The 8,707-nt window shown below is 57.4% G+C and carries 6 protein-coding genes and 1 pseudogene; 5 read left to right on the forward strand and 2 right to left on the reverse strand.

The window, feature by feature from the left end; genetic code table 11:
* From EDD52_RS22970 to EDD52_RS22985, 4 genes and pseudogenes are all read left to right on the forward strand, one after another.
* The coding region (locus tag EDD52_RS22970) for a calcium-binding protein (protein ID WP_132248948.1) at positions 1-2,673 on the forward strand (2,673 nt) is incomplete at its 5' end.
* A gap of 57 nt (positions 2,674-2,730) precedes the next feature.
* A pseudogene (locus EDD52_RS22975) lies at positions 2,731-3,189 on the forward strand (transposase family protein); the annotation flags it as partial.
* Positions 3,190-3,240: 51 nt separating this feature from the next.
* Positions 3,241-3,951 (forward strand): IS6 family transposase, encoded by a 711-nt coding sequence (locus EDD52_RS22980; protein ID WP_132248953.1) that lies wholly within the window; start codon positions 3,241-3,243, stop codon positions 3,949-3,951.
* 93 nt (positions 3,952-4,044) lie between these two features.
* Positions 4,045-5,079: an IS110 family RNA-guided transposase gene (locus EDD52_RS22985; RefSeq protein WP_132248949.1), complete on the forward strand. Its 1,035-nt coding sequence runs from the start codon at positions 4,045-4,047 to the stop codon at positions 5,077-5,079.
* A gap of 649 nt (positions 5,080-5,728) precedes the next feature.
* Here the strand turns inward: EDD52_RS22985 and EDD52_RS22990 are convergent.
* Positions 5,729-6,364, reverse strand: coding sequence for a sulfotransferase family protein (locus EDD52_RS22990; RefSeq protein WP_132248950.1), 636 nt, complete (start codon positions 6,362-6,364; stop codon positions 5,729-5,731).
* Between the two features lie 115 nt (positions 6,365-6,479).
* On the reverse strand, positions 6,480-6,986 hold the full coding sequence (locus EDD52_RS22995) for a YybH family protein (protein WP_207906085.1): 507 nt from the start codon (positions 6,984-6,986) through the stop codon (positions 6,480-6,482).
* Positions 6,987-7,017: 31 nt separating this feature from the next.
* Between EDD52_RS22995 and EDD52_RS23000 the strand changes: the two genes are divergently transcribed.
* On the forward strand, positions 7,018-8,019 hold the full coding sequence (locus EDD52_RS23000) for a LysR family transcriptional regulator (protein WP_132248952.1): 1,002 nt from the start codon (positions 7,018-7,020) through the stop codon (positions 8,017-8,019).
* Positions 8,020-8,707 lie beyond the last annotated feature (688 nt).

Raw genomic sequence — 8,707 nt, forward strand, 5'->3', positions numbered from 1 at the left:
GTGGGGATCGATCTTTACGCCTACGGTGATCCGCTTACGGGTTCGGTGGTTTTCGCGCCGGGCGAGACATCGAAAACACTGAACTTCCGCATTGATGCGGACAGCGTGGATGAGTTTGACGAGGCCGCCGTGCTCGAGGTGTTCTCGGCCACCAATGCCGCCCTCGCGGGAGGAGCCCCGGTCCTGCGCGCCACCGGCTGGGTTCTCGATGACGACGGAACCGGAACAAACCTCGCGATGTTTTCAAACGATGTCGATGTCGCAGAAAGAAAGCAAGTATTTGCGGAATACGAAGTTTTGTTAGAGCTTTCGCAGAGCCCAACAAGCCCACTGACTTTTTCGGTGATGGCAGCCGACAATACAGCGATTGCCGGTGTCGATTACCAGCTTCTCGACACAACAGTTTCTTTCGCTACTGGCCAGAGTACCGCCGCAGTAACTGTGGCGATCTTTGGCGATGCAATTGCTGACGACGCGGAAACCTTCACGCTTGAATATGCACAAACGTCTGGAGTTCCTCTGGGTACGGTCTTGCCAAATACTCAGGTTACGATCGTGAATGGTCCAGTTTTCATCCCCCCGACCGCTGGGGATGACAACCTGACCGGAACCGATGAAAATGATAGTATCGATCTCCTAGCCGGTAACGATACATATCTTGCTTTGCTCGGAGATGATGAGGTTGCCGGAGGTGCTGGCAATGACGACCTCGACGGTGGGGACGGCAACGACTTGTTGATCGGCGGTACGGGCAACGATGTTCTGCGCGGCGCTGCTGGAGTAGATACATTATTGGGTGGAGATGGCGTTGACACCCTCATCGGCGGCAGTGGCGCTGATAGTCTCAACGGCGGGGCAGGGATCGATACGGCCAGCTATTTCAATGCCAATTCTGGTGTGCGTGTGGCGTTGCAGGATTCATCGCTCAACACGGGTGACGCAGCGGGAGACACCATTGTTGGAATAGAGAACATCGCAGGCTCTGCACAGAATGACGATCTACGCGGAGATAAATTTGCAAACAAGTTGACAGGTAATGACGGTGCCGACACGCTCTATGGTGGTTCTGGTGGCGATACGCTTTTCGGCGGCAATGGTAGTGATAGACTTTTCGGCAATAACGACAACGACATTCTTTACGGCGGAAATGGCAATGACCTGATCAACGGTGGAGCAGGTGTCGACACGGCCAGCTACTACGCCGCATCAGGCGGGGTGATTGTAAATCTTGCCAACAATGGTGCTCAGGCCGTGGGGGGTGGGGCCGGGACTGACACGTTGATCTCGATCGAGCAGCTTCAAGGGTCGAACAATGGCAGTGACTCGCTGACGGGTTCCACGGCAAACAACACTCTGGTCGGCTGGGCCGGAAATGACTTCCTCGACGGGGCGGCCGGGGACGACATCCTTGCCGGCGGGGCAGGCAACGATACCCTGGTCGGGCTGACCGGTAATGATGTGCTGAACGGTGGCGCAGGGATCGACACGGCCAGCTACTATGCTGCATCAGGCGGAGTTACTGTGAACCTTGCCAACAATGGCGCGCAGGCCGTTGGGGGTGGTGCCGGGACCGACACGCTGATCTCAATCGAGCAACTTCAAGGGTCGAACAATGGCGGTGACACGCTGACCGGCTCAACAGCAAACAATACACTTGTCGGTTGGGCCGGGAACGACGCCCTCGATGGAGCGGCCGGGAACGACACTCTGGCCGGAGGGGCAGGCAACGATATCCTGATCGGCGGGGAGGGTAACGATCTGCTCAATGGGGGTCTGGGTTATGACTTCGCATCGTACTATTCCGGCGGAACGGGAGGTGTGACTGTCGATCTGTCGAATACTGCTTTCCAATCGGTCGGGGGCAGTTTTGGTTTCGACCGATTGGTCGGAATTGAGGCTGTGCGGGGCACTAGCGCCTTCGCCGATACGCTCAGCGGCAACGCAGCGAACAATGTTCTTTCCGGTTACGGAGGCAATGATGTTCTGAACGGGCTTGCAGGCTCGGATGTCATTGAGGGTGGTGATGGCTACGATACGATCTACGGCGGCACCGGCAACGACAGCGTCACAGGTGGCATCGGTCGGGATACTGTTTTTCTGGAGGATGGCGATGACACGTTTAACGACGACAAACGCAACGACATACATGGCAACGATACCGTGTACGGCGGCGACGGAGACGACACAATCAACGGCAACGGCGGTGCCGATTCATTCTACGGCGGAGTTGGAAATGATCTGATCTTCGGCGGCATTAACAACGATTTCGTTGCGGGCAATGCGGGAGATGACCTTTTGGACGGTGGCGATGGTGTCGATAGTCTATGGGCAGGGCTCGGGGCGGACACCCTGACTGGTGGTGCAGGCGCAGATACATTCAACTACGCGACCACGACCAGCAGCGAAACAGGTCAGAGAGACACGATAACCGATTTCTTGACGGGTATAGACACGCTCCACCTCGCCCTGATCGACGCGAATACCATCGCAGGCGGGGATCAAGCTTTCAACTATATCGGCGGGGCGGCGTTCACTGCCGCAGGTCAGCTACGCTTCGTCTCTAATGCGACCGATGGCTTCCTGCTGGGCGATGTCGATGGCGATGGGATAGCGGATTTCAACCTTAGAGTTGCCGGTCTCACGACTTTCGATCCTGCAGACATTATTCTCTAGGTGTTTGATCCCATGGTTTGATGGTGCGATCCTTTCTCAGGCCTGGAAGGAAGCATTATGGGACAAGTTCGTCACGGGAGCGCCACGACAACGCACGCCGTCAGAGCTGCAATACAGCGATCGCAAGCTTCGCTCGCGCAGTTGAGTAAGGAGTTGGGCATCAATCCCAAAACCGTCGCGAAGTGGCGTAAGCGTGCGACGGTCGAGGATTTGAAGACCGGGCCAAAGGAGCCGCGCTCAACCGTTCTCACTGAAGCTGAAGAGGCAATGATCGTCGCATTCCGGCGGCACACGCTACTGCCGTTGGATGATTGCCTCTATGCTCTTCAGCCGTCTGTCCCGCACCTGACGCGGTCGGCGCTACATCGGTGCCTTCAACGGCATGGCATTTCGCGATTGCCAGATGTTGAGGGTGACAAGCCAAAGCGGCAAAAGTTCAAGCGCTACCCCATCGGCTTCTTCCACATCGACATCGCGGAAGTTCAGACGGTGGAGGGCAAGCTCTATCTCTTTGTAGGGCATTGTCAGGTTGTTGACGTTGCTTCGGTTCACGCATAGCGCTTGCGCATGATCAGCCAAGTTTCACAACTCCGCTTGAAGGGGTTCCGGTTTCCTCGGTCTATCATCTCCTATGCTGTATGGGCGTATCATCGCTTCGCCCTGAGCTTGCGCGATGTCGAAGATCTTCTGGCCGAACGAGGCGTGATCGTCTCGTATGAAAGCATCCGGGTTTGGTGCGAACGGTTCGGAGCACAGATCGCGGCCAGGATCCGTCGCGACCGCCCAGCTCCGTCCGACAAATGGCACTTGGACGAAGTGGTTATCTCAATCCGCGGGCGGAAACACTGGCTTTGGCGTGCGATCGACGCGAACGGGGACGTGCTGGAGATCCTGATGCAAAGCCGCAGGAACGGCCATGCCGCCAAGCGTTTCCTGATGAAGTTGATGAAGCGATGGGGCGTGCCACGCGTGCTCGTGACAGACAAACTGCGCAGCTATGGCGTGGCTGTCCGTGGTATTTGCCCAAGCGTCGATCATCGCTCGCACAAGGGGTTGAATAACCGGTCCGAGGCGTCGCACCGACACACGCGACGACGAGAGAAAGTCATGAGCCGTTTCAAATCACCACGCCAGGCGCAGCAGTTTCTATCCGTCCACGACCAGACCGCCACCATCTTTCGCCCAAAACGTCACCGCCTTTCCGCAGCATCTTACCGCCATGCTCGGGCTGACGCGTTCAGCCTGTGGAACAGCTATGCCGCTGAAATGACCGCATGATGGTGAGGCCGATCTTGCTCACGTCGCTAAAGAATAACCTGACAAAGCCTCTTGATAAAGTTGCAGAAGCTTCTGCAATTTGAGGAGGACAAAATGGATTACTATGTTGGACTGGATGTATCGCTAAGAACTGTAGCCGTTTGTGTGATTGATGCCGATGGCAAGCTGATCTTCGAGCGCTCTGTTGCCTGCGAGATAGAAGACATCGTCGATTGTTTGCGGGGCGTACCGACCGCCGCCCTGCACATTGGCTTTGAAGCGGGGCCAATGAGCCAACATCTGTTCAGGGGCCTTCGCGCCGCTGGCTTTGATGTTGATTGCATGGAAGCGCGCCAGGTGAATGCGGCGTTGTCAGCGATGCGCAATAAAACCGACAAAACGGACGCGCGTGGGATTGCACAGGTCCTGCGCTCCGGTTGGTTTAGCCCAGTCTACATCAAGAGCCGTGAAGCCCATGCGCTTCGGGCACTTTTGAGTAGTCGCAAAGCGATCCAGAAGAAGTGTATTGATTTGGCCAACGAAGTCCGTGGATTGTTCAAGATATTTGGTATCCGGCTTCCCTCCCGTGTCGAGCAAGGTTCATTTGATGAGAGGGTGCGACCCTTGGTCGAAGCGGACCCTGATTTGTCCCATGCGCTCCTACCTCTCCTTGACGCACGGGCCGTGCTCTACACAACTTACCGCGAGCTTGACAAACGCGTAAAAGAGGCCGCCAGCCGAGACGAGGCCTGCCTGCGTTTCATGGCAATTCCTGGCGTCGGCCCAATTGCAGCACTGACCTTTCGGGCTGCCGTTGATGATCCGTCGCGCTTTACCTGCTCGCGTACTGTGGCTGCACATTTTGGGCTTACGCCGAGGCGACACCAGTCTGGCGAAAAGGATAACCCGGGACGCATCTCAAAAGCTGGCGACCCGGATGTTCGAGCAACGCTCTACAATACCGCAAACGCGATGATGATGCGATCCATCGCTGGATCAGAGATCAAGAGTTGGGGCCTGCGACTGATGCGTCGGAAAGGTCGCCGTCGTGCCGTCGTAGCCGTGGCAAGAAAGTTAGCTGTCATCATGCACAGAATGTGGGCAGATGGCACCGAGTTCCGTCATGAACCATTGAAGGGAGCAGCATGATCTGACCGACCCTTTATAACGATCATAGGCGGGATCGTCCCTCACCGGACGAGGTCTGTGGATGACGCCGAATATTCTCACTGCGCAACTTGAAGCGCGAGACAAAGCGGGGCGCTCCACGTCCAATCCGACACATGCATGCAGCGGTCCAACCGAACCGGGCCATCGAAGACTGCGAAGAGAAGTGTGACCCGGATGAGAGACAACGATTCCTAAAGCGCGGAAATTAAACGATGAAATGAACTTGACCCAAATGCCCGATTAGAGAAGTGAGAATTCGCTGCACTTCTCCCGAGCGACCGCAGTCAGCCCGAAGTCGACATTCATGCAAGGCGCAGCATCCGCTCTGCTGCAGTCGCACAATCAAGCGGGCTGATCCCCGAAAGCTGACGCTCGGAGCGCCTTTGGGTCAATCGGATATGCCGCAGGGCGCTCGTCCGACAGCGATGCGCAGAAAGCGCCCTTTGCAGAATCTTGCAAAGCACGCCTGGTTGTCGCGCCAAGGCCGGTAGAACGCCGCGGCGCAGCTTAGGCATTGCAGCCGTTCGTGGATCGCGCAGCATTTTCGAGGGGCGAACAACGGCACTGCGGGACAAACCTGCCACTCGCCTTACCGAACGAATGGCAGGTAACGGTTGGCGCTGCTGTTCTATGCTGTAACCGGCTCTCCTCCAAAATGTGCCCAAAACTCGTCGCGCGCGTTGCTGCGCGGGAAGTCTTCTTCCGGCTCCTCGACGCCGAAGAATGCGCAAAGCGGACCCCAACCCTCCGACGGTGTGAAGATGAGCAAACGCTCTGCCGGGATGGTCGCGCGAACCTTTTCGTTGTTGCGACGATAGGCCGAAATAGCGCTGACTTTGTCGAGGCCTCCCATGACCCCCTGGATCAGCAGTTTGTCCATGGTCTCGAAGATGGCCGCGACCGGCGGTGGCAAGGGCAAGCTCTCGCGGAGTTCGAAAAACTTCCCGATGGTCGCCGAGTAACTGGCCCACCAGTCTTCTTCAGGGCGTTCGGTATGAATGACCTTCGCGTCAGGAAAGGCGACTGACAGCTCGTGCCAGACGGCCGCACCTGGGAAATCGACCTGGCTGGTGTATTCGGCGAACACCTCCGCCCAATCCAGTTCCACGCCATCCACATGTGCTTTCCAGAAGGCGGGCTGTTTTGGATTTCCCATGACTTCGGTCATGTGGTGGCAGGAGCCGAAGCCGAGCTGTTCGAGTGCGAGCTTGGTGGACATGGTTCCGGTGCGGCCGAAGCCCGATCCGATGACTTTGAGAGACATGGTCTTTTCCTTTCTGAATGCAGGCCATGGGACATGTCTTTCCCGGGCGCGGGACAGCGCCCACGGTCTGCAGTTTGCGTTAGTTGGAAAAATCCGGCGTCGTCGCCGGAGGGGCTCAGCCGTCGAGGCGGGTGAGCAGGTCGATGATCGGCATGGAGAGGTCGGTGTGGTGGTGCACCATGCGCCAGCCATCCTCGGTGCGCAGGTAGACGTTGGTCACGCGGTATTCGAGCGCGATCTCCTCGCCCGCCAGCACGGCGCGGCCTCGCTCCACCCCGGTCTCTATGGCGGTGTCGCCGAAGACCGCGATTGCCTGATCGTCAATGCGAATATCGCCACCGGTGGCCATGCTTGCAACTCCGTCGAAGGCCCCAATCAAGACCTCCAGACCTGTATCCCGGCCGCCGATGGGGTGCATGGCTGTTACGCCTTCCGCATCGAGCCAGAGCGGCGCAATCCGTTCCGCGACGGGCGTGCCGACCATCATTTCATTCAGCAGGCCGTAGAAGGCGTCCGAGACGGCTTCGACTCCGTCCTCTGCAAGGGCCGGTGTGGCCAATCCGATAGCCAGGATGGCAGCGGCAGCGCCACCACCTGCAGTTCTAAAGGTCTTGTAAAGCATCGTTTTCGCGTCCTCTTTGTTTGCGGTTTCGATGACAAAAGTATTCACTCTGACGCAGCGGAAACCTAACGAAACGATTTCAGGCGTCATGAACGAAATTCAGCTCCACAGGCTCGACCTCAATTTACTCGTGACATTCGAGGCCCTTATGACCGAGGGCAGCGTCGCCAAAGCGGCTGAAAGGCTCAACAAGACGCCATCGGCGGTCAGTCACGCGCTGGCCCGGCTGCGCGAACAGGTGGGTGACCCGCTGATGGTGAAGGTTGGCGGCAAAATGCAGCCATCACCTTTCGCCGAAAGCTTGATTGAGGATGTTCGTCCTATCCTTCGCAGCATTCAAAGGGTCGTGACCCCGCCCAAACCGTTTGATCCGGCGACGAGCACCCGCACATTCCGCATAGCCGTTCCCGCCATCACCGCACTGATCGCCGAAGTCTTTGCTCGGATCAACGATGAGGCCCCGAGCGTTTCGCTTGAGTGGGTTAACCTCGGACCACATATCTACACTGCTGTCGCAGATGAGCAGATCGATCTTGCATTGCTTGGTGCCGATAAACCGCTGCCAGAAGGTCTGATGGAACAGAAAATGCCAACCCTTGAACGCTACACCTACATGCGCAGAGGACATCCAGCGGCTGAAAACTGGAGCAAGCAGGCATGGCTCGACTGGCCGCATGTCATGGTGGGCATGTCTAATGCCGCGCGCCAAACCGTCGAAGACCGGGTTGCCCGCGACGGTATGGAGCGCCGTATCGGAGCGCATCTTCCTGAGTTTTCCGGTGTTGCACCGCTCCTGGCACGGACAAACATGTTGGGAACGACCGCTCAACTCTTCATGGTCGAAGACGTGCGCACTTACGGGCTACTTGCCAAACGCCCACCTGTTGATTTGCCTGATATTACCTTCCGCTTTTTTTGGAGCGCGCGCGTTTCGCAGGACCCGGGCGGCAAGTGGCTCAGGTCCCTTGTGATTGAGGCTTACGAAACGATTCATGAAAGAGCCGTTGCCGCAGGCAATGAAACGGACGAATGACTATGTACTCAAACTCGTAATCAGACATTCATGCAAAGTGCAGCATTCCTCGCTTTGGGCTCTCTGCCCACTTGCGGCACCGCGGCGTCGTGACCACCGGCCTGGGTAGTTGCCGTCGTCGTCGCAGGTGACCGCAGGCAGCCCGAAGTCGACATTCATGCCAGGCGCAGCATCCGCTCTGCTGCAGTCGCACAATCAAGCGAGCTGATCCCCGAAAGCTGACGCTCGGAGCGCCTTTGGGTCAATCGGATATGCCGCAGGGCGCTCGTCCGACAGCGATGCGCAGATAGCGGGCTTTGCAAACTCAGCCTTTTGATGCAACCAGCCGACTTTCTATGCTGCGATGCCGCACGTAGAAGCTGTCGTTCTCCGCAGGTGAATTGTCCAATCCCAGCCAAGCGGCAAAAGTCCGGACTAAGTGGCCATTCGCGGCACCTGCGCCCATGGTCATTTCGTTCGTCAGGTAACAAGGTTCATTCTGCTGAAAATGGGGTGTAACGCCGCGTTTGCGCCGCACCCCGCTTCTCCGCGTCAGCGCATCAAACCAAATTGCGCTCAATCAAGCTTTGCGCTGTTGCGGTGTAACTGTCAGTGAGCCGGATGGGTGCGCGACCAAGCAAGGCGCGGCCGGGTGCTTCGTCCAAAATCGGATTGTAGCCCAGTTCTTTGACGCTTCCGCGCACGTCTG

Source organism: Primorskyibacter sedentarius (assembly GCF_004342065.1).
In the GTDB taxonomy this organism is placed as follows: domain Bacteria; phylum Pseudomonadota; class Alphaproteobacteria; order Rhodobacterales; family Rhodobacteraceae; genus Primorskyibacter; species Primorskyibacter sedentarius.